Below are 22,921 nucleotides of genomic sequence, written 5' to 3'. Positions count from 1 at the left end.
GGACACGGAAGTTAGAAACGCCAAGCAAGCTACAGTATTGAAAAAACAAGCAAACAAAAGCATCGAAAAAAGTATGGAAACGAAATGACGACGAAACAAATTGAATTCAATATAACGCCAGTCGCAGAATGCAGTGTTTTAGTAACCTTGGTGTCAGATCCAAGTCGCCAATCTAACGCTCAATATGCGCAGTACTTGGCTCACTTTTCCGATGCCATTCGCCAAAACTTAGCGTCTGTATTGATGAATGTGACACCGGCTTACCACACTATTTTGATTGACTACTTACCTTATCGGATTTCAGAACAACATATTATTGGACAGCTCAACACTTTGTTGACTCAAGCTTTGTCGTCATTTTCTAATGTTATTAACACTAGTCATACTATTGAGCTTCCTGCTTATTACTCACCAGAAACGGCACTCGACTTAGATCGCTATCAAGCCAAAGGCATGTCGTTAGACGAGATCATTCAACATCATACCTCACAGACATACAGCGTCAGTGCTATTGGGTTTACGCCTGGCTTTGCGTTTATGTCTGATGTGGTCAATGAACTTGCTTTGCCTCGTCATTCAACCCCACGTTTAAGTGTACCGAAAGGCAGTATCGCCATCGCAGATACGAAAACGGCGGTGTATCCTTCGGACTCACCGGGCGGTTGGAACATTATTGGCAATTGCCCGCTCGCACTGTTTGAACATAGCCAATTGAAGAACGCTGATATCACGCAAAAGTCGCTGTCTCTACTTAATGTCGGTGATACAGTCCGTTTCATCGCGATTTCAAAACAAGAATTTATTGAGCTTAGGTCTATGGAGATTAGTGGAGATGTCGCTAATGGTTAAGACAAAAGTTAAACCAACACTAACAGTGATTAAACCGGGCCCGTTGAGTCTAATTCAAGACTTTGGGCGATTTGGCGTCGCTCATCTCGGATTGACACAAGGTGGGCCCGTTGATGATTACTCGTATAGTTGGGCCAATCTCCTATTGGGAAATCCAGTAAACCAAGCTGCATTGGAAGTCACGCTTGGGCAATGTGCGTTACGAATCGATTTTGATTGCGAAATGGCGTTATGCGGTGGCGATTTACAAGCGAAGCTCGATGGTGAGCCACAGTCGAACTGGCGTACTTTTCAAGCTTTTAAGGGGCAAGTTCTCTCATTTGGTTTGCCTAAAAACGGTCTAAGGGCGTATTTAGCCGTTAAGGGTGGCTTTGATGTCCCATCAACTCTTAATAGCTGTTCTACAGTGACTCGTGAAATGATTGGTGGGTTAACGCAAGATGGACAACCATGCCAGCAAGGGCAACAAATTGCTTTTACTCAACACGAACTCTCGCGCCCGTTTAAAGCGTTGAGTGTCACCTTCCGATACACGCCCGATTACAATCTACCAGTGAACCTGCGAGTGATTGAAGGCTATCAAAGCGAGCAGTTCTCCGAGTCAGCAAAAGAGACTTTGTATAACGCACAGTATCACGTTGACCAAAACTCTAATCGGATGGGTTATCGACTCAGTGGTGAATCGATTGATTCACCTGATATTTCGCTATTGTCAGAAGGGATTGCCCTTGGTGCGATTCAAGTCCCCCAAGATGGGCAACCTATCGTGTTGCTTAATGATAGACAGACCATTGGTGGCTATCCGAAGATTGGATGTGTCGCCAGAATCGATTTACCGCGCCTAGCACAAGCCAAACCTGGACATGAGGTCTCGTTTAGCAAAGGTGATCGCTTAGGGTTACAAGATGTGTGGTGCCAATGGGCTCAGTTTTTCGGTTATTGATATTTTTTGTTTAGAATTGTTATTCGAAGTTTCCGTGATTAAGTTCGCATCAAAAGGCGTTTAAATTAAAAATCCAGCTTACTATTTATTACTTACTGATTGCTAGTAAGCTGGATTTAATTTTTGTGCGTCTTGGTTTTAGGCTGAACCAGCTTTTAGACGTGATCTTGCCCTGATATTTTAGCTAGTGCTTCTGGGTATCCACGTTCTTGTGTCAAATCTATCGCTCGGTTTTCAATATCACCCAAATTAAGTGACATTGTCACTGAGTGTGTATCTTCAATAGATACCGCCTCTGCGACATCAAACCAATGCTCAGCGATCTTTTGTGCAGCCTCTAGGGTTGAGGAAGCTTTGACTACTTCAAGTCGAGCATAGCGATCACCACAGAATGAAACGTCTGAAGCTCTTAAGCTAGGATCGGTTCCCGGAATCTGCTGAGCACCGAACAAAGGCTTGCCACCTACCTGTGCAGAGCGAAAACTTGGAATGAACTGAGACATATGCGTTATTGCCGCACGAGTTCTTAATTCAAGCTGCTTTTCACTCCAACCTGATACGATTTTCTTAAGAAGCTTAGAAGGCAACTGTGGTTGTGATGAATCTGTTGATGATGAAACAAGCCCACCCTCAAACAAAGTAATCCCTTCTGTCATACCGTGAAGTTGGAACACACCATCAGCGTACGGTGTTAACTGAGCCATGCCTTGCGGTGTGCCTCTCGGGCCATGGAAGATAACCTCTGGCCACTCTTCCTTACATTCTTGCGAATACGGCCACTCTGTAACGTATGCGGCTTTGAACTCAACCAACCTTTGTTGCTTAGAACCGACAAAGTCATCCACGATGCCCGTTTCAAAGCCACTTGCATTAATCAAGTAGTCTGCCTTCAGGTTACAGCGCTGATTTTTGCGATCTGTGTAAGTCAAAGACCAACCTTTCCCTAGCGATTCAACAGATTGTAAACGGCTATTGGTTAACACGGTACAATTAGACTGTTGTCCTAAAGACAGCTGAGCGGTTGCAGATAAGCGGAATACACTCCATCCATACTCTTGAACCATAGCAACAGGATACTTAAGGGTCTCTAGATCCGTGTGTTTGGCAAAAGGAATACACCAATCATCAAGCGATGTTGGTTTCAAAGGCTGTGTTTGGGTAGCAAGTGTCAATAGCTCTTCTTTACTATACAGCTTGTAATACTCTTCCGGCTCACCAAGCACTTGGTTGCTTTTATCTTGACGAACAAGCTCAGCATAAGCGTTTTTGATTATCTTTAGACGAGGAAGTAAATCCAACGGCTCTCCACCATCACTATGTGGAACAGCGATAATTGTCGGACGAATATTGATCGTATGGGGGAACAAGCGGACGGTATCAATTGACTGCGTGAGCAACTGAAGACACTGCTCTACAGAAATATCTCGATACAAATTGCCGCCAGCGTGCAGGTGGCAAATGGGGGGACCATTGACCAAACTAAGCCCTTTTTCCAAGATAGTGACCTTAAAACCCAACTCACTAAAGTGAATTGCGCTTGTCGCTCCGGCAATGCCACCACCAACAATGGCAATAGAAGGTTGATTTGTATCCGTTTTGTTGTGGTTCATCGTGTTCTGTAGAATATGATTAACTAACGCTATTCTACTTTTGTTCTGCGACGAATTAAAACACATTTTTTTCAAGGTCTTAGCTTGGCGGTTATTAATATCTATGTAAAAAACATAAATAATCTCTTGACTCAATAACTCCAGATAGAGTTTTAAAGGTTATTCTAACAGCCAAATTTGTCTTAAGTGACGCCACATAAAGGCTGCCTCAGTACTCATAAAACAATGGTGTTAACTTATCCCTAAAGTTATCCACCGTTTTTGTGGATAACTGTTGATAACGTTCTTGCTAAGTTGCGCAAACCCTTTATTTACAGGGACTAACCGTTGTTCATTAAATCGGCATTATTGTGCAGTTAGTTTTAAAATACACTAAAAAATTGGAAAATTAAGGTGCGATATTCGTTACTTGTGCTACGCATTGGTCAAATAAAAAACGGTCTAAAGCGATGTCTTATAAATAGTGCATGACTACGTATAATTAATTTCACTTTAAGACCGCTTTAAGCATTTGGGAATATCGCATTAACGATCAACCAAAATCCTTGTTCACTGGTGCCAACAAACGTTTGATTAAGCTATTCACTACCGCCGCCAATGTTATGAACGTAAGTACGGGTAGCGCTACCCAGAGCATTGGGTGGAGTGAAGGTTCTAACTCGAAGCCAAAGTTCATTACCCCTGCAACACTGAGCTCAGAACCCAGCGCAGCAATCGAGCCAGCTACTAACGCCATTAATCCGTATTCACACCATATTGTATTGAGAATTCGCTTCTTGCTCGCACCTAACGTGCGGTACAAACGAATCTCTTGCTGTCTTTGAGATAAGCTAAGTCGCAACAGAGTAAAGATAAGCAACAGCCCCGCCACCACACCCAAAGCTGCAAGTACCGTTATCGACCAAACAATTTGTTTGAGCAATTCTTGGATCTTGCTCCCCATCTTACGAATATCCATCAAACTCACGGTTGGGTGATTTCGAGACAGTTCGTTGAGCATCTGATTATGTTGTTCTTCTAGTCTGAAGCTCACTAGCCAAGTCGAAGGAATAGAGCTCAATACGTCTGGCGTAAAGATGAAGTAGAAGTTCGGCTTCATTTCTCTCCACTCTACTTTTCGGATGCTATTGACCTTAGCAGAAACATTTTGACTGTTGATTGTAAACGATAGCTCATCGCCAATTTTCAAACCCAGTTGCTCCGCGACACCTGACTCAACAGACACGCCCTGCTCTTGTGTCCAAGCTCCCTCGAGTACGTCATTGTACTCTGGTAGGCTATCGCCCCAAGTGAAATTGATTTCGCGGCTTAATGCGTCTGTTTCTTCTGAGGTATCGCTGTATTTTGCCGCTTCAACACCGTTAATGGTCGTAAGTCTTCCACGGATAATTGGAAAAGCTTGAGTGCGCTCTACTTCGTTAGCATCAATCGTCTCGAGGTAACTGTCTTTCTCATAGCTCGCAATGTTAAGCGCAAACGCATTGGGTGCATTCTCGGGTAAAGTTTGTTGCCAATCTGACAGCAAATCACTTCTTACCAACCAGATGATAGACAGCAACATCAGTGAAAGCGCCAACGAGCCAAATTGGATCCCAGTAGCTAATGGTGTGCGATTAATTCGGCTTAATGCCAAACGCATAGATGTCGACGTCGGCAGCTTGCTAACCAGACGCAGAACAAGCGTACTCACGAACGCGAGCACTAAGAACAGGCAAGCGATACCCGCTAGAACTATCCATACCAACAGATTGTCGCCATACATCAGCATCATTGGAATAATAGGCACAAGCAACAACAAGTACTTTTTATAGCTTTCACGCAACTGGTGGTTTGATTGAATAACGCTAATCGCCGATGTGTTGACCAAACCTATTAGTGGGATACCTAATGCGGGTACGCCAATCAAGATACTCGATACGATAGCCAATATTGCAGGCTCAGCGCCATAACTAGGAAGTGGTGTTGGCAATAAGTCACCAAGTGGAATTCGCAATAGAAACTCTAAGCCGATACCAATACCGATACCCAGTACAGCACCAATAACGACTAACAGAAACACCTGTGCAGATAGCCATTTAATGATCCACTGCTTACTCGCCCCCAAACTCTTCAGCATCGCGATGGTTTTTCGACGACTCGCCACATAGTGTTGGCAAGTCAGCACTAAAGTGGTCGCAGCCATGATCACAACGATAGCCACAGTTAACGAAAGATATTGGGTCGTACTTTCGAACATGTCGTTAGTACGACTCGCAGAGTCTTGAGTACGCCAGCGATCGCTTGGTGTTAATTCTATGCTGTCTTGTGCCGTTTTCAGCAGAGCATCATCACCATTTAAAAACAGCCTAAAACTGACACGGCTACCTGGTTGAATCGCGCCTGTCGCTTCAACATCGGAATTGTGGATCAGAACAGCAGGCATTTGCTGGAACGGGTTAAAACTCAAACCTGGTTCTTGGGAGATACGCCCTGTGATTGTTAAATCGGCATCGCCTATGGTGACACTGTCACCCACCTCAACCTCTAACTGCGCAAATATACGCTCGTCGAGCCACAATTCACCCGGTTCAACATGATTGCTTACCGCATTATCTGCGCCTTCCAGTATCATTTCACCACGTAAAGGGTAATTGCTCTCTACGGCTTTAACGGTAACCAACTGCATCGAGTTATCGCTGAATGCCATGGTGGAGAAGCGAGTCAACTGAGAGCTTTCTAACTGTTCAACCTGAATCAGGTCCAACAAGGGTTGCGGGATTGGGTTTGCTGAGATAAAGACACTGTCAGCGGTTAACGCATCTTTGCCCTGCTTTACAATCACTTGTTCCATACGCTCAGCCAAAGCTGAAAGTGCGAACACACAAGCAATGATGAGTGTTAAAGCGATGGATACAGGCCATAGTTGACCATGTCGAATTTCTTCGATGCTCCATGAAAACAGTCGTTTGTTCAGTCCGTGTGATGAATTCAATTTACACTTCCTCTATGTGACCGACGTGCATTTTCAAGGTTCGTTGGCAACGCTGTGCGAGTTTAGGATCATGCGTCACGAGAACAAGCGTTGTGCCGTGCGATGAATTGAGTTCAAACAACAGCTCGACGATTTTTGCTGCCGTTTGTTGGTCTAGGTTGCCTGTGGGTTCATCCGCGAAAAGGATTTTTGGCTTGATCATAAATGCGCGTGCTAAAGCAACCCTTTGTTGCTCTCCGCCCGATAGCTGAGACGGCAAATGATCAAGCCTGTCTTTCAAACCTACTGATTCAAGCAGAGCGGTCGCTCGTTGTATGTCTTCGTCTTCACCTTTCAACAAACAAGGAAGCGTGACATTTTGCAACGCAGAAAGGCTTGGGATCAATAAGAAGCTTTGGAAAACAAACCCAACGGATTCACTGCGGATTTTGGCTCTCGCTTCGTCATCCAGGTGTGATAGAGGCTGGCCTAACAAACTGATTTCCCCAGAAGTTGGCACATCGAGCCCTGCAAGCAGTGTCATTAACGTGGATTTACCAGCACCTGAAGTACCGACAATCGCAACCGTTTCTCCCTCACGAATATCGATATCAACATGCTCTAGGATTGTTAAATGTTCTTGATTAGTAGACACTGTCTTCGAAACAGCTTCTGCTTTAATGATGGATGTATGCATGATTCGACTAATTTCCTTTTTATTCTTTATTCTATTTTCAACCGCTTCTTTAGCTCAAGATACCGAGTTAGGTTCTAAGTTATTGGTACTGGGTGATAGCTTGAGTGCTGGTTACAACATGGACATCAAACAGAGTTGGCCAAGCCTGTTGCCAAACGCGTTAGCTAAGCATGACAAAATGGTCACCGTGGTTAACGGAAGTATTTCGGGTGACACAACCGGCAACGGATTAGCTCGTTTACCACAACTGCTTGAAGAACATGCTCCAGACACTGTTCTTATCGAACTCGGTGCGAATGATGGCCTTCGTGGTTTTCCACCTAAACTGATGTCTGCAAACCTTGATCAAATCATTGAGCAGATAAAAGCTTCTGGCGCCAAGCCAATTATGATGCAGATTAAAATCCCACCTAATTACGGAAAGCGCTATAACCAACAGTTTGAATACGTTTTTGCAGCGCTTGCTGATCAACAAAGTGTGCCGCTTTTGCCGTTTTTCCTAGAGCATATCATCCTAAAACCTGAGTGGATGATGAACGACGGATTGCATCCAAAACCAGAAGCTCAACCTTGGATCGCTGAATTCGTTGCTGAAGAATTATATCAGTATCTTTAAGTTTTAATGGTCTAGCTCAATAAATTTTACACAGCTTTACGTTAGCCTGAGTGCATATCACCGTTAACTGTAAGGTTATTTATGCTGATCGAACCTATTATCAAGGGTGTGGTAGCCAAAAGCGCTCACCCTCTAGGCTGTCAAGAAGCCGTAAAGCAACAAATCAAGTTTGTTAAGAGTGCGCCGCAAATCAAAGATGGCCCTAAACGAGTTCTGATTATCGGGGCTTCCTCAGGCTTCGGCCTTGCCGCTCGTATTGCCGTTACCTTTGGCGGTGCAAAAGCTGACACCATCGGCGTCTCATTCGAGCGCGGTCCTAACGAAAAATCCCTAGGCAGCGCTGGTTGGTACAACAATATCTACTTCAAGAAAGAAGCCGAGCGAGAGCAACGCACTGCTATCAACATCGTTGGTGATGCTTTTTCACAAGAAACTCGTTCACAAGTTGTCGAAGCCATTGAAACCTACTTCGAAGGTGAAGTGGATCTGATTATCTATAGCTTAGCGGCAGGCGTTCGTCCTAAACCTAATTCTGATGAGCTTTGGCGTTCTGCCATTAAGCCTATTGGTGAAAGTGTTACTGGCGCGACCATTTCTCTTGAACACGACAATTGGGTGACAAACACACTTGCCGCAGCGACAGAAGAAGAAGCCGAAAGCACACTTAAAGTAATGGGTGGCGAAGATTGGGAACATTGGATAGATGAGCTCATCAACGCTGAATCCATTGCCCCAGGTTGTAAAACCATTGCATTTTCCTATGTTGGTCCAGAAGTCACGCACCCTATTTACTTAGACGGCACGCTTGGCCGCGCTAAAATAGACCTTCACCAAACAAGCCATGCACTGAACCTTGAACTAGCAAACTTCGGCGGTAATGCCTACGCGACTGTGTGCAAGGCACTCGTCACCAAAGCTAGTGTCTTCATTCCGGGGTTAAGCCCTTACCTAATTGCTTTATATAAAGTGATGAAGGAGAAAGAGACTCATGAAGGTTGTATCCAACAAATGCAGCGTTTGTTCAGCAGTAAACTGTATGGTCAATCAAAAGTCCCTCTTGATGGCGAACGCCTGATTCGGATGGATGAATGGGAACTCGACCCAGAAACCCAAGCTCATGTAACTGAACTACTTGAAGCTATGGATGAAAACAACTTCCAAATAATCGGCGATTATCAAGGATTCAAAGAAGAGTTTTTACAGCTGAACGGATTTGCTCAACCGTCAGTAGACTATAAAGCGAAACTTAACACTGAGAATTTTATAAATTTAAAGCCTTAATTAAAACTTATCTCATTACTGAGACCCAGATTCACATTTGAAAACCTCAGCAAAATTGCAGAGGTTTTTTTTTGCAACATTTCTTATACTTAGTAGAAAGTAAGATTCACAGTTTATTTGGTTCATATTAATTAACACAGGATGTGTTGATGCATTTAGCATAATTGACTCGGAGTCATATGAAGAAGATAAAAACGATAGACTTAGATATCCCTGACGATATGGGGTCCAGTTGGCAAAATATCGTTGACCTGTTAGCTCAAATCACTCAAGTGCCAGCTGCACTTATCATGCGTGTTCACTCCAATTATATCGAAGTATTCTCAACCAGTAACAGTGACAACAACCCCTATAACAAAGGTGATACGGAAACCTTAGGAAATGGGCTTTACTGCGAAAGTGTTATGGAGTCTAAACAACAACTCGTTGTCCCCAATGCATTAGCCGGTCCGAAATGGGAAAATAACCCAGACGTGGAACTCGGTTTAATTTCTTACTGTGGCATCCCATTACTATGGCCGAACGGTGAGCTCTTCGGCACCATATGTATCTTGGATTCGAAAGAGAATCACTATACGCCTACCTATATCAAGCTATTAGAGAGCTTTCGTACCTCGATAGAGTCCCAGCTTAAAACCTTGTTCCAACACGCTAAGCTGACTCAAATGAATCGCGACTTAAAAAACCGTGTTTACACTCGCACTAAAGATCTCGCGAGCCTCAATTATTCTTTAAACCAAGAGATTGATAAGCGAAGAGCGGCTGAACAAAAGATTAACTTCCAAAAGAATCATGATCTAGGGACCGGTTTTTTAAACCGCAGTGCTTTTGAATCCCGCTTAAATCACAAACTATCGTCTAAAACAAAGTTGACTGATAGTTCATTCGCGGTTGTCCATATTGGATTTACTAACGGAAGACGCATACAAGCACGCTATGGTTATAACGCGTTAGATCAAGTGCTCGTCGAATACCGACAACGGATCGACAGTATTTCCGATCTGGAGGTATTAACAGCGCGTCCTACTTCTATCGATCTCGTGCTTGCGTTCAGCGTTAAGGATTTACGCCATCGCCTCGAAGAACTCTGCCAAACTTTGGTTAAAGTGGGTCACTCCGAATTTACTATTGAAAATGACAAAGTTCATTTGCATGCATTTATCGGAATTGCGGTGACGAATAGTGAAGACGATGCGGAGAGTGTGTTGCAAAAATCTTCAGAAGCGATGCTTGCCTGTAAAGATTCAGGACAAAAATTTGCTTACTATTCGCAAACTCACACAGAAGAACAAAGCCACATCAATAAGATTGAGAGTTACCTACTACAGGCCGTTCGTAATGATGACCTCATGCTCTATTTTCAACCCAAAGTCTGTCCATTAACTCATCGTTGGGTTGGTGCAGAAGCTCTATTACGTTGGCGTCACCCGGTTTTGGGAGACATCTCCAATGAAACCTTGATACACATGGCTGAGCAAAACGGTTTGATTTTTGAAGTCGGTAGCTTTGTTCTACGTCATGCGATCGAAAAAGCCAAAGAATGGTCGGAACACGTTCAAGACTTTAAAATGGCCGTTAATGTGTCTGCAATTCAACTCAAGAATGTACACTTTGCGGAACAAGTGGTTCACCTACTCGAAACTTACCACCTAGAGCCCCACTTCTTGGAACTTGAAGTGACAGAAGGTGGCCTGATTGCCGATGAAGTTGTCGCTAAGAATACCTTAGAATCATTGCATGACATTGGCGTTACATTGTCACTGGATGACTTTGGTACGGGCTACGCCTCTTTCAGTTATCTTAAGAAGTTTCCGTTCGATACGATTAAAATTGATAAAAGCTTCATCGATCAGATGCTGAACTCACATGAAGATTCGGAAATTGTTCGTTCTATAGTCCAAATCGCGAAAAAGCTCGACCTAAAAGTCACGATTGAAGGCATAGAATCCGAAGTTCAAGAACAATTTATTATCAACGAGGGTTGCGATGTGGGCCAAGGTTACCTTTATGGGCGGCCAATGCCGAGCCAAGAATTCGAACACAGTTTAATCAATCAAAACTATTTGGGGACAACCCGTTACGCTTAAAGCGAAAAAGAGCAGTTTGTTTTGGATTTAGGCCTACTTTCTCTTTACTCTAAAGGTGGTGATTTTTATAATCGCCGCCTTTCTGTTTTAATCTTCCCTTTATATAGGCATTCCTCGTTATGGATCAGTTGACTGCAAAGCTTAAAAAGCTCGAAAAACAAAACTTCCGCGCATATCAACAAATTAAAGGTCAATACGACTTTGCTGATTTCGAATTACACATCGACCACGTTCAAGGTGACCCGTATGCATCTTCTTCACGTTTTCGCGCAACACGCGCTTGGTCGTTAACTGGGTTAGATTGGCTTAAAGAAAAGTCTTACGAATACCAAGTAGCTGCACGTGATTTCATTGCACGTAGCTTCTCTGAATTTGCTAAGCAAGAAACGACTGTGTCTATCGCATTAACAGGTCAAACTGTTTTGGATAACACATCTGTGGTTTTCACCGAGCACGGTATCGAAATTCGTTTTCGTATCAACCTACCTGCTGATGGGCGTAGTATTCTTGCAAAGAAAGCAATCAACATCATCACATTCTATCTGCCTAAGTTTATTCGTCGCGCAACGCTTGAACGCGAACTCAACATTGAAGCGATGATTAAGCATTGTGAAGCCGTTGAAGACCAAGACGCATTACGTGCTCAATTAGAAGAAAACAACCTAGCGGCATTCGTTGCAAATGGCAGTGTATTACCTCGAATTGCTGGTAACTGCGACCTGCCAATGAAAGGCGCGGTGCCTTTTGCTGCTCCAGAGTCGTTGAGTGTTACGTTAAACACACCGAACAAAGGTGATGTGACTGGCCTAGGAATTCCAAAAGGTATCACGCTAATCGTTGGTGGTGGTTTCCATGGTAAATCTACGCTGTTGAACGCCGTTGAACGTTCTATCTACAACCATATTCCTGGTGACGGTCGTGAAGGTATCGTGACGGCGACGGATACGATGAAGATCCGCGCTGAAGATGGCCGCTGTGTTCACAACTTGAACCTATCAAATTACATCAACCATTTGCCGATGCAGAAAGACACCTCTAACTTCAGTACACAAGATGCGTCTGGTTCTACATCGCAAGCGGCTTGGTTACAAGAATCAATTGAAGCGGGGGTTCAAACGCTACTTATTGATGAAGACACGTCAGCAACTAACTTCATGATTCGTGACGAACGTATGCAAGCGTTAGTATCAAAAGGGGCTGAGCCGATCACTCCACTCGTTGATCGTATTGGACAACTTCGTGAAGAGATGGACATCTCAACTATCGTGGTAATGGGTGGTTCTGGCGATTACTTAGATGTGGCTGACACTGTGATTCAAATGCACGACTACCAAGCGGTAGACGTCACTGAAAAAGCACAAGAAGTGATAGCTCAACACCCTACCCAACGCACTAACGAATGTGAGACAGCATTAGAAACTTTTGTTCCTCGCTCGTTAAACCGCGCTGCACTGATGAATATTCTGACTGACGGTAAATTCCGTGTTAACGCGAAAGGCAAAGAGTCACTGCGTTTTGGTAAGGAATTCGCGGATCTTTCTGCATTAGAGCAGTTAGAGTCAACATCAGAAGTTAATGCGATTGGTTGGGCATGGTTCCAGTTTGCACAAACTCCAGGTTGGTCAAACAATCCTGCTAAAGAGTTTAGCGCTATCTTAAGCGATGAGTGGCACGTGAATATGCCAAACTACGGCGACTTAGCGAAACCAAGAGTACTGGATGTAATGGCTGCGCTAAACAGAATGCGTAAATCTCAGTTCAAACCTTCGAACTAAGTTAGATTCAAATATCATAAATTGTATTAACGGCTCTCATTGTGAGGGCCGTTTTTTTATTCGCGAGCTCTATATCTGATACCAATCACAGTAAGTAAGTGATCAAAACTAGCGTAGGAAAAAAGCTTGAGAACAAGGCAGAATTTTTCGATAAGTAGTTATTCTACAATCAAAAATTCTAACGAAGTTATTGAGATTTTTAACAAGCTAGGGTGACCAGTTATTTACTACGATTGGTATAAAGCCTTGAGACCAACTCCTGCCTCACTTTTCTTGTTTGACGATAAAACACACCGATATTGTGCTTATCCTAAAAATCATGACACAGCTTTTACAAAACTATGGCGATATTCATATAAAGTTCCGATTCGACAAGTGTAACCAAATGTAACAACACCTTGAGGCTTCAATGAATCATAAACGCGTTAAGATGCGTGACCATAAAAAAGAAGTAAATCTGTTCAAGAACCGTGTAACCGTTGCGTTTTGTGGGATCCTGTTATTCACTCTTGTCTTGGTCGGTAATCTTTACCGACTTCAAGTCGAAAATTTTAAAAGCTATCAAACTCGTGCCGATGGCAACAGAATAAAAGTATTACCTATAGCCCCTACTCGCGGGCTTATTTACGATCGCAATGGTGTTTTGCTCGCCGAGAATGAACTTGTCTTTAATCTGACGATGATTCCAGAGCAAACTGATGATGTCGATGCAATGCTAACCAAGCTAGACAAATATATTCCGCGAGATGCTGAGCAAATTGCTCGTTTCAAAAAGCGTTATCACAACACTCAACGCTTCAAATCTGTCACGATATTAGAGAACCTAAGCGAAGAAGAAATTGCTAAGTTCTCAGTGCACCAGTACCAGTTCCCCGGCTTAACGATTGATACCAGCTTGAAACGATTTTATCCAAATGGAGAGGTACTTACCCATGTCTTAGGGTATGTGGCACATATCAATGATAGCGATCTTAAGAAGCTAGAAGAAAAAGGCATCGAAGCGAATTATCAAGCAACAACCATTATCGGTAAGCTCGGTGTCGAACGCTATTACGAAGACATTTTACATGGCACCAAAGGCTATCAAGAAGTCGAAGTAAACAGCCGTGGGCGAGTCGTCCGCACCATTGAGTATGTAGCTCCGGTAGCAGGAAAAGACATCGTATTAAATATTGATCTCGAACTACAGAAATACGTATTCGACCAGCTTGATCACCGAACAGGCAGCGCGGTCGTTCTAGACCCGAAAGATAACAGTGTGCTTGCAATGGCATCAAGCCCCAGTTATGACCCGAACCTCTTTGTCGACGGTATTTCTAGCAAGAACTATCAACGTTTATTGAATGATCCTGCTCACCCATTGGTAAACCGCACTACTCTCGGCGTTTACCCTCCTGCATCAACCGTGAAACCATTTATGGCTGTAGCGGGACTGCAAGAGCATGTCATCTCTGAGGATACCATTCGTAATGACCATGGTGTTTGGAGAATTCCGGGTTCTAAGCGCAACTCTAAATCATGGCGTGACTGGAAACGCTGGGGTCATGGCTCTGTCGATGTAACGCAAGCCATTGAAGAATCAGTAGACTCGTTCTTCTATCAAACCGCTTTTGATTTGGGTATTGACCGTATTTCAAGTTGGATGAATCGATTTGGTTTTGGTGAACCTACAGGCATCGATATCTATGAAGAGAGCACCGCCAACATGCCAACTCGAGAATGGAAAATGATGCGTTATCGTACCCCCTGGTATCAAGGTGACACAGTTCCTATCGGTATCGGCCAGGGTTATTGGACATCTACGCCAATGCAACTTGCGAAAGCGACTTCAGTGCTGGTTAATCATGGAAAGGTGATGCCACCTCATATACTGAGAGCAATCTTGGATCATGGTGAGAACTTTGACACACAACAACTCGTTACACCTGAACCTATGCCGTCTATCACTGAAGTCCCTGACAAAATATGGGATGTACCCATCAATGCAATGAGACTCGTAAACCACGGCAGTCGAGGTAGTGGCAGGCGCGCATTTAAGGGAACCAACTACACTAGCGGCGGAAAATCAGGTACGGCACAAGTATTTGATCTTGCGAAAGATCAGGTCTACAACTCAAAAAAGTTGGCTAAGCATTTACTCGATCATGCGCTTTACACGGCTTTCGCACCTTATGAGCACCCTGAATATGTCGCAACGGTAGTCATTGAACACGGTAACGGCGGTTCAAAAGTCGGCGCGCCATATATCCGCAAAGTACTCGATTATGCATTTGAGCATAAAAGTGGTGAAAGCAAAGACCACTCATAGCAACAATAAATGAAATAGCAACGATAAATGAAACAGTAACGACGCTTAATCTAGTTGCAACACATAGTGTAGAAACAGCGCATAATGTAAAAGCAACACATAACGTGTTTACAAAACATAATATAGTTACAGGACATAGCGTAATGACGACAAAGCCCCACTTGTATCACTCACAATGTGGGGCTTTTCAATTTTATATATTAGGGCCTAAATTTTACTCTATCTAAAGGGGCAATAAACCGCGCAATAAGAGCTACGTTCGATTACGAGTTTCGTAATACATGCCATGCTTCACAGAGCGTCTGGAATTTCGCCGTATTGCCCTCGTCCCGATCTGGATGCCAGCGCAAAGCCAATTGTCGCCAGCGCTTTCTAATCTCATGGTGAGTCGCGTCCAATGGTAACTCAAACAAGTTTAACGCTCGGTTTCTATCCATATCGAGTTCATCACCACCGACAAACTTTCTGTACCGAGTCCAGAACTCGTTCAGCAGCCTTTTGACTTCGCCCTCGTCCGCTTCATAGTTAATCCAATTAATGTAGTATTCTCGAAGTGGGTCTTGATGATCGATGCTGTGACTGCTTCCGTGATAACGACCATTCATCAATTCAATGTCCATCGCTTGGACTTGTAGCCAACCATCAGGGTGTAAGGTTTCTTGAAGCTGATAAAGCGCATTCATGATGAGGAAGTTCTTTTTAAACAACTCTTTCTCAGGTGCTGGGTCTAGCACCGGCACAAACCCAAGGTCATTCAGGTGAGCCGCCAATGTATGCACTTTCCACCCGCTTGGCTTTTGCTTGAGCACTTCCATAATCGGCCAAAGCAATGGATTCTCCATATGGCAATGAAAGTTTGCTCTCACCTCTTGATGATTCGACATAGTGGACTCAGTTAGCTTTTATGTGTTAATGGATTGCTAAGGTATTGGATACAATGAATAACCTACATCATATCCAGTGACGTATCTCTTTTAATTGAAAGCGATTTTGTGCGATTTGTCGAGCTAATGGACCAACAACTTTCAAACGCTTGGCTCAAAGGCACCTTTCATCATCAAACTTAATGTCATTAAGTGAGTGCAACCATCACCAATGCAGAAATGATCCTGCGGTACAGATACAAAAAAGGTCAGCAATTAAGCTGACCTTTAATATCTATACTAATTTTAGCACGAAATATTTCGCTAATTAGATAACGCCAAGTTCTCTTAGGCGCTCCATTAGGTATTCGTTTGCTGTGTACTTTTCAGACAGCACTACTTCTGGTTTCGGGTGAAGGAATAGAGGCAAAGAGATACGAGATTTCTCTTGGCGTTCACCTGATGGATTGATTACACGGTGAGTTGTCGATGGGAAGTAACCACCCGATGCCTCTTGAAGCATGTCACCAATGTTGATGATCATGTTACCGAAATCACATGGAACATCTATCCACTCGTCGTTTTGAGCTTTAACTTGAAGGCCTGGCTCATTTGCTGCAGGAAGAACAGTCAGTAAGTTGATGTCTTCGTGTGCTGCTGCACGGATAGCGCCTGGCTCTTCGTTACCTTGCATTGGTGGGTAGTGAAGAACACGAAGCAAAGTCTGCTCACTGCCGTTGATCATTTCTGATAATGCAATAGAGAACTTCTCTTGAACTTCTTTAGGAGCATGCGCTTCAACCCAACCTAGAAGCTCTTGAGCAAAAGCATTCGCACGTTGGTAGTAATCCAGAATCTGCTCTTTCAGCTGCTCAGGAATTTGACCCCAAGGGTATACGTGAAAGTACTCTTTGATGTCTTTTACAGTGTGGCCCTTAGCAACTTCAGACACTGAAGGTGGAAAATATCCATCTTGTGTTTCAACATTGAAGTGGAAGTTTTCTTTCTCTTCAGAGATGAAGAATTGGTACCAGTTTTCGTAAATTGACTCAACAAGCTCTTTCGGGATTGGGTGGTTCTTAAGAACACCAAAACCAGTTTCACGTAGAGAGCGAACAAATTGTTCTGCTGCGTCGTCAGCAAGGTAATCGACAGTTTCCAGTTTCATGACTTTCTTTCTTGTTATGTAATAATAGAGCGATTTTAAGGATCGCTTTGTTGTAAATCAAACTTTTGTGAAACTCTAGCAACCGTTTGTCTAAATACTGGGCGATAACGCCACTTTTCAACAAATATGGTGATTAGAGTGCAATTGAACGCTGTTCATTATTATGTAACTATATATGAAACTTATACAGGATCTGATGATGACAATTACGCCACTTGCTCAAAATAGACCTCTACTCTCACTAACAGCTGTCTATCTTGTTTTCTTTCTTTTATCAGCCTTTGCTCCCTCTTCGAGAGCCGTTTGGATCGCCGAGATTGTCCCTGCCCTCGGTATTCTTGTCGGGATATGGTGGTTATCCACGAAGCTCACGTTTTCAAAGACAGCTTACGTTCTGATGTTTATCTGGTTGGTCTTGCATACGGTAGGCGCAAAATACACCTTTGCTGAGGTGCCGTTTGATTGGTTCAATAATTTAATTGGATCTGAGCGTAATAACTTTGACCGTGTCGCGCATTTCTCTATTGGTCTCTATGCCTATCCACTCGCGGAGTATTTGATTCGTAAGAAACTCGCGCAACCAGCATTAGCTTGTTTCTTCGCCTTATTCGCAATCATGAGTGTTGCTGCAGGTTATGAGATTATTGAGTGGTGGTACGCGGAGGTTGCAGGTGGTGATGAAGGTATCGCATTCCTTGGTTCACAAGGTGATATTTGGGATGCACAGAAAGACATGCTGTGTGATACCACTGGCGCAATTGCCTCGCTATTACTTCTCAAGCTTCAAGGGCGTGTCAGAACTTATTAATATCAACCTTTAAATCTGAACTTCAATACCAGATTTGAAATGCCACACACATTATGTGCTGTGGCATTTATTCTTCTCTATTACTTCATTGTTACCTTGCCACCCACAAACTTGTAGGCTGGCGTACCTCGAACCAAGGTATCTCGCGCAAACTCAATCCCGCATTCAGGACACACGCATGGCTCTTTTGTGAAATCTTCAACGATGCGCTCCTTAAAGCATTTCACGAGTGCACCTTTGCCACCTTTTCGATACTTAAAAAGTTGCGTCTTACATTTAGCGCAGAATATCTGAACCGTTTTGGTCGGTTGTTTCTTGTTTGGTTTAGCCATAGAAGTTAGTGATTGTACTTATTATTTCTTAAGTTTAGGAGCGACAAGAACCAAGCTTATCCCAAGTAAAATAACGGTCGATGAGATAACAAATTGCATGGTGACCGGTTCAGAGAGTAACAATACGCCACCAAGTGTCGCGATAACTGGAACAGAAAGCTGTGCAATGGATGCGACGACGGTATTCAGCTTTTTCAAAACGTAATACCATAAGCTATATCCCATACCAGAAGCCACTGAGCCCGATATAACCGCGTAAATCATACCTTGCTCCATAATAGACACTTGAGACAATGCATTTGGTATTACAGTTAGAACGCTTATACCCGCAAGGATAACTAGTGAGCTGAATCCAAAGTTAGCAGTGGTCGACTGGAGGGCGTTTGAAGATTTCTTTCCTGCCAATGTGTAAATGCCCCACCCAACTCCGGCCAGAGACATCAAGATGATAGAAACTAAGTCTGGTGCCTGTGTCGAATTAGTTGGCATTAATAAATAAACAAGCCCTGCTACAGAGAGCAAACATCCGCTCCACTCAATTAGTGACATTCTGTTTCCAGAGAACAAGTGGGCGGCAATCATCGTAAATTGAACGGCGACAAACAACACCAGAGCACCAAGACCTGCACCAAGTTTTAAGTAAGCGAATGAGAAACCAAACATATAAACGAGCAGTGACAATATTGATGTGAATTGAAACTGTGATTTGAACTTTGTGTATACCGATGTGTTGTTGTTTGCTAACACACGTTTAGACTTAGAAGATAAAGTTAATAAAATCAGCAGTGTAAGCGCACCAGACAAGATGCGCACGATCGAAAAACTCAAAGGATCAATCGTTTGATCCATCAAAGCCCAACGACACAAAACTGAATTAGCAGCAAATGCCACCAGCGTAATAAATGTGACGATCACAGTTTGCATCGTGTTGTCCTAATTGAGTTGTTTGGTCCTGATAAGTGTTCTTGGGTTTCAATCAACGTTGGACTTCAATCAACGTCAGGCTTCACCCAAACTTGACTAAAGTCGAACCAGCCTAATGCATTACATTTTGCGTTCTGCAACGTGCCACATTGATCCTTGTTAACACCCAACCAACAGTGAAACATCGGGATCAGCTGGTTGCTTTGCACGAGTTGTTTACCGAGTTGTCTTGCTGGAAATTGCTCAAACTCGCCCGAACGCCAACGATCAATCATATGACACCATTGGTCGAAGTCTTCTGCTGGGCTAGATTCATCGAGAAAACTGTAATCCATTAACCAACCGGCCAGCGCATCATCTCTATTATTGGCAATCCCCATTGGGTTAATCCAAATATCAACATTATCTGCGTGTGGAGGATCGGTTTCATAACCGAAAAGCTCAACATCAACATTATATTGCTTCAGCACAGTGACGATGGCTTTAGCGAGTGTTGGAAACATTGGATGTTGGCATTGATACGCCAATCTAATGGTTGGTTTCGTACTTGCTTGTGGACAGACAGGCGTGTTTAACTTGATGTCATACCAACCCGGTTTGATTCCATAAGCATGCAGCACACCCAAGTCGATAACCGTCTCTTTTGGAATATGTACAAATAGATCTGAAGCGTTCAAAGCATTTGATAAGAACTCTGCCCACGCTGGATCTTGTGCAATGCCCTTCTTTCTATTGAGTAGTAAATACGTGCAGCCAGGGTCGAGTTCAACTTCATCGCTGTCACCTCGGTCTGCCATTACCGGTTTAGAAAGGCTTGGGTAAACCATTGATGAATAAGCCTCATCGACCACCCAAACTTCAACGCGATCAATCAGCGGCCTAAAACCAAAGTATCCGTTGAAAGCCGTTAGCACGAGTTGCTTCTCATCGTTCTTTTCAATGCGATAAGGGCCAGTACCAATAGGACGAATATCGTAGTCTTCACCACGTAAAATCATCGGTAAGGTCACTTTAGCGACCGATTCGGTAAGCGCGAGTGGGAAGTACTTATCTGGACGCGTTAGAAAGACATCAACCACGCAATTGGCCGGTGATGAAACATCTTTAATATGAGAGAACATATTGAGAGGTTCGAGCAAAAGAAGCGTATCCACAACGTGGCTTGTTAACAGCGGTTCTCCATTATGAAAACGAACGCCCGGCCTTAGAAAGAATCGCCATTGGTGGTCGTTAATCTTTTGCCATGAATGCGCAAGATCAGGCTGTAGCTGATCGTTCTCGTCGAGGCGCGTTAACCCACTGAACACCTGACACGTGATGTGTTGTTCAGAACGTCGCATCGATTTAGTTGGGTTAAGCATAGAAAGTGGACGATAATAAGGTAAACGAATAACTTGTTCACCTTCTTGATACTGTACGCCCAAGTAATTTTGAATAACTTGAGTAAGCTTGGCTGCATTGTGGTCAAGTACCGACAGTGCTTGCCCAATTTTTCCTTCTTCTAAGTAGCGGCGTGCTAGGTTTTCGCTTACATCACAGCGATTCTGCTTAAAGATAAGCTGAGATAACTTGCCTCGACCTGCTGCGGGTAACCACTCTACCCAACCCTCTTCTTCGAGTTTATTAAGCACCATTCTGGCATTACGACGCGTACAACAGAGCACATCTGTTATGTCGTCGAGCTGAACATCAGAATCTTTACCATCGAAATATTCGAACAGGGTTTCAAATTGAACGCGAAGTCTTGGGCTACTCATAAAGAGGAAAACTTATTCAAAGGATATTGAATTCAGTTTCCCTATTTTATGAGTCAAAATCAATCGAACTTATAAGTTTTTACGAAGAGATTACGAATGTGACTTGATTAAGTGGATTTAACAGAAAATCAAAAATCGGATTAAACGTAATTATAACGTATGGTTACATTACATCGCAGCCGATTTCAGTGGCGATATCACGGAGCTGTTGTTCATTGTCTAATTTAATCGACCATTTACATTCTGAACCGTTAGCAGAAATAACGTTTGCCCCTTTTCCGATAAGCTGAATCGCATCAACTTGTGCTTGCAGTGTGACTCTATGTTCACCATCCAAACGAACAACCAACTCATGTGCCGTTGCAATGACTTTTCCACTTTTAAACGTTATGACCATGGATTTCTCTAACTAAAATAAACAGTTTGTATATGAGGTTAATAAGTTGAGGATGAAATGATTCCTATCCCCAGCCTTTGTTGTCGAATTAGCGTTTGTGTTTCTTCACGGCAATAGTTAATCGACTCGTACAAACTAAGCGTTGACGCTCGTCAGTGATATTGATTTGCCATACTTGGGTAGAAACACCAAGGTGAATAGGCTCAGCAGTACCGATAACATGGCCTTCACGCATTGATCTTACGTGGTTCGCGTTGATGTCTAACCCAACGCAATAATAGCCTTCTGGTACGCAGAAGTTAGCCGCCAATGAGCCAAGCGTTTCGGCGAGCACAACCGATGCGCCGCCATGGAGCATGCCTAATGGTTGGTGTGTAAAATGACAAACCGGCATGGTTGCCACCAAGGAATTATCGTTGACCTCAGTGTAAACAATGTTGAGGTGCTCAATTAAGGTATTTTTTGAGGTCGCGTTGAAGGTATCTAGGTCAACGGGCTTTTTCCAAATACTCATATGGGATCCTTAATTATTGACTTTGTTAGTGCGTGAATCGCTTTGTTTTCGTTAGGAGTGATCTTAACGATAACAATGTTTTTAAATACAATACTTATCTTACAGCTCTTAGTTATTACGCAAGTTGATGTTAACATGCATAAAAACCGAATACACAGAGGATATTGTATGACGTCATGGATGAAGTTTGCCTCGCTTCTCACACTTGCAGGCCTAACCGCATGTAGCGCTTCCCCAACAGGAAGAAACCAATTACTGCTTTTTTCTGATCAAGACATGTCTCAACTTGGGGCGCAATCTTTTGAACAAATGAAGAAAGAACAGCCAATAAGTAAAGACGCAAAAACCAACGCTTATGTACAGTGCGTTGCAAATAGCATTACTCAACATATTCCAAAACAAGGCTTTAGTGAATGGGAAGTTGTTGTTTTTGATAGCGACCAAGTGAATGCCTTTGCTCTTCCGGGTGGTAAAATTGGCGTATATACAGGATTACTTAAGGTGGCTATCAATCAAGATCAGCTCGCAACGGTTATCGGACACGAAGTGGCTCACGTTCTCGCAGATCACAGCAACGAACGTCTATCTCAGTCTCAAATCGCTAATACTGGCTTATCGATTACCAGTGTTGCCTTAGGTGCTTCAGAATACAAACAGTATCAAGGAATGACAATGGCGGCCTTAGGTTTAGGTGTTCAATACGGCGTTATTCTACCGTATGGTCGAACTCAAGAGTCTGAAGCCGATATTGTAGGTCTAGAGTATATGGCTCAAGCTGGGTTCGATCCAAAACAAAGTGTCGATTTGTGGCAAAACATGGCGAAAGCATCAGGTGGGAACCAACCACCCGAATTACTTTCTACGCACCCTTCTCACAATACGCGTATCAAAGATCTGCAAGCGAAAATAAAAACGTTACCTCAATCCGGGTCACCAAAGCCAAATTGCAAAGCGTAATCTAGCATTTGTTTAAGAAGAAAAATTCGAATACAAAAATGCCCTATCCATTTTGGTTAGGGCATTTTTTTGGTTTTTGATTCTT

19 protein-coding genes are annotated in these 22,921 nt (G+C 43.3%); 9 read left to right on the top strand and 10 right to left on the bottom strand.

All coding sequences use genetic code 11. The features are described from left to right. Positions 1 to 84 precede the first annotated feature (84 nt). Positions 85 to 849: a 5-oxoprolinase subunit B family protein gene (locus tag BCU75_RS05830; RefSeq protein ID WP_102473219.1), complete on the top strand. Its 765-nt coding sequence runs from the start codon at positions 85 to 87 to the stop codon at positions 847 to 849. Beyond that, positions 842 to 1,792: a biotin-dependent carboxyltransferase family protein gene (locus BCU75_RS05825; RefSeq protein WP_102473279.1), complete on the top strand. Its 951-nt coding sequence runs from the start codon at positions 842 to 844 to the stop codon at positions 1,790 to 1,792. The genes BCU75_RS05830 and BCU75_RS05825 overlap by 8 nt, the downstream gene beginning before the upstream one ends. Before the next feature lie 155 nt (positions 1,793 to 1,947). Here the strand turns inward: BCU75_RS05825 and BCU75_RS05820 are convergent, their stop codons facing one another. The 3 genes from BCU75_RS05820 to BCU75_RS05810 all read right to left on the bottom strand — a co-directional run bounded on the left by BCU75_RS05820 (position 1,948) and on the right by BCU75_RS05810 (position 7,049). After that, positions 1,948 to 3,402, bottom strand: coding sequence for an FAD-dependent oxidoreductase (locus BCU75_RS05820; RefSeq protein ID WP_102473218.1), 1,455 nt, complete (start codon positions 3,400 to 3,402; stop codon positions 1,948 to 1,950). Positions 3,403 to 3,934: 532 nt separating this feature from the next. Continuing rightward, positions 3,935 to 6,373 carry an ABC transporter permease gene (locus BCU75_RS05815; protein WP_102473217.1) on the bottom strand — a complete coding sequence of 813 codons (2,439 nt, stop codon included), beginning with the start codon at positions 6,371 to 6,373 and terminating at the stop codon, positions 3,935 to 3,937. 1 nt (position 6,374) lies between these two features. After that, positions 6,375 to 7,049 (bottom strand): ABC transporter ATP-binding protein, encoded by a 675-nt coding sequence (locus BCU75_RS05810; RefSeq protein WP_076678645.1) that lies wholly within the window; start codon positions 7,047 to 7,049, stop codon positions 6,375 to 6,377. On the opposite strand from BCU75_RS05810, the gene BCU75_RS05805 reads away from it, so the two are divergent. From BCU75_RS05805 to mrdA, 5 genes are all read left to right on the top strand, one after another. After that, positions 7,048 to 7,665: an arylesterase gene (locus BCU75_RS05805; RefSeq protein WP_102473216.1), complete on the top strand. Its 618-nt coding sequence runs from the start codon at positions 7,048 to 7,050 to the stop codon at positions 7,663 to 7,665. The two genes, BCU75_RS05810 and BCU75_RS05805, sit on opposite strands and share 2 nt — an antisense overlap. Before the next feature lie 81 nt (positions 7,666 to 7,746). Next, positions 7,747 to 8,946, top strand: a complete 1,200-nt coding sequence (gene fabV / locus BCU75_RS05800; protein ID WP_102473215.1) for an enoyl-ACP reductase FabV — start codon at positions 7,747 to 7,749, stop codon at positions 8,944 to 8,946. A 179-nt stretch (positions 8,947 to 9,125) separates the two neighbouring features. After that, positions 9,126 to 11,033, top strand: a complete 1,908-nt coding sequence (locus BCU75_RS05795; protein ID WP_102473214.1) for a sensor domain-containing phosphodiesterase — start codon at positions 9,126 to 9,128, stop codon at positions 11,031 to 11,033. Positions 11,034 to 11,152: 119 nt separating this feature from the next. Beyond that, the gene (locus BCU75_RS05790; RefSeq protein WP_102473213.1) at positions 11,153 to 12,808 is read left to right on the top strand and encodes an ABC-ATPase domain-containing protein; all 1,656 of its coding nucleotides are present in this window, start codon (positions 11,153 to 11,155) and stop codon (positions 12,806 to 12,808) included. A 409-nt stretch (positions 12,809 to 13,217) separates the two neighbouring features. After that, positions 13,218 to 15,116, top strand: coding sequence for a penicillin-binding protein 2 (gene mrdA, locus BCU75_RS05785; protein ID WP_102473212.1), 1,899 nt, complete (start codon positions 13,218 to 13,220; stop codon positions 15,114 to 15,116). Positions 15,117 to 15,379: 263 nt separating this feature from the next. Here the strand turns inward: mrdA and BCU75_RS05780 are convergent, their stop codons facing one another. Together BCU75_RS05780 and BCU75_RS05775 are read right to left on the bottom strand one after the other, a co-directional pair. Further along, positions 15,380 to 16,000, bottom strand: a complete 621-nt coding sequence (locus BCU75_RS05780) for a DNA-J related domain-containing protein (protein WP_102473211.1) — start codon at positions 15,998 to 16,000, stop codon at positions 15,380 to 15,382. A 307-nt stretch (positions 16,001 to 16,307) separates the two neighbouring features. Continuing rightward, on the bottom strand, positions 16,308 to 17,147 hold the full coding sequence (locus tag BCU75_RS05775; RefSeq protein WP_102473210.1) for an isopenicillin N synthase family dioxygenase: 840 nt from the start codon (positions 17,145 to 17,147) through the stop codon (positions 16,308 to 16,310). A 199-nt stretch (positions 17,148 to 17,346) separates the two neighbouring features. Between BCU75_RS05775 and BCU75_RS05770 the strand changes: the two genes are divergently transcribed. Further along, positions 17,347 to 17,955 carry a DUF2238 domain-containing protein gene (locus tag BCU75_RS05770; RefSeq protein WP_102473209.1) on the top strand — a complete coding sequence of 203 codons (609 nt, stop codon included), beginning with the start codon at positions 17,347 to 17,349 and terminating at the stop codon, positions 17,953 to 17,955. 80 nt (positions 17,956 to 18,035) lie between these two features. Here BCU75_RS05770 and BCU75_RS05765 read toward each other — a convergent pair whose 3' ends face one another. The 5 genes from BCU75_RS05765 to BCU75_RS05745 form a co-directional block, all read right to left on the bottom strand. Then, complete coding sequence (locus tag BCU75_RS05765; RefSeq protein ID WP_017082269.1) at positions 18,036 to 18,287, bottom strand: hypothetical protein; 252 nt, start codon at positions 18,285 to 18,287, stop codon at positions 18,036 to 18,038. Positions 18,288 to 18,308: 21 nt separating this feature from the next. Continuing rightward, a complete protein-coding gene (locus BCU75_RS05760) occupies positions 18,309 to 19,211 on the bottom strand; it encodes a DMT family transporter (protein WP_102473208.1) in 903 nt (300 codons plus the stop codon). A 65-nt stretch (positions 19,212 to 19,276) separates the two neighbouring features. Beyond that, on the bottom strand, positions 19,277 to 20,968 hold the full coding sequence (locus tag BCU75_RS05755; protein WP_102473207.1) for an SgrR family transcriptional regulator: 1,692 nt from the start codon (positions 20,966 to 20,968) through the stop codon (positions 19,277 to 19,279). Between the two features lie 163 nt (positions 20,969 to 21,131). Next, positions 21,132 to 21,365, bottom strand: coding sequence for a DUF3389 domain-containing protein (locus tag BCU75_RS05750; RefSeq protein ID WP_076678655.1), 234 nt, complete (start codon positions 21,363 to 21,365; stop codon positions 21,132 to 21,134). An 88-nt stretch (positions 21,366 to 21,453) separates the two neighbouring features. Continuing rightward, the gene (locus BCU75_RS05745) at positions 21,454 to 21,879 is read right to left on the bottom strand and encodes a hotdog fold thioesterase (RefSeq protein ID WP_004730936.1); all 426 of its coding nucleotides are present in this window, start codon (positions 21,877 to 21,879) and stop codon (positions 21,454 to 21,456) included. A 168-nt stretch (positions 21,880 to 22,047) separates the two neighbouring features. On the opposite strand from BCU75_RS05745, the gene BCU75_RS05740 reads away from it, so the two are divergent. Then, positions 22,048 to 22,836, top strand: coding sequence for a M48 family metallopeptidase (locus BCU75_RS05740; RefSeq protein WP_102465862.1), 789 nt, complete (start codon positions 22,048 to 22,050; stop codon positions 22,834 to 22,836). The last annotated feature ends 85 nt before the right edge of the window (positions 22,837 to 22,921 follow it).

Source organism: Vibrio splendidus (genome assembly GCF_002873455.1).
Classification (GTDB): domain Bacteria; phylum Pseudomonadota; class Gammaproteobacteria; order Enterobacterales; family Vibrionaceae; genus Vibrio; species Vibrio splendidus_J.
The sequence above is the reverse complement of the archived record's forward strand: the minus strand, read 5'-3'. Positions and strand labels throughout refer to the sequence as shown.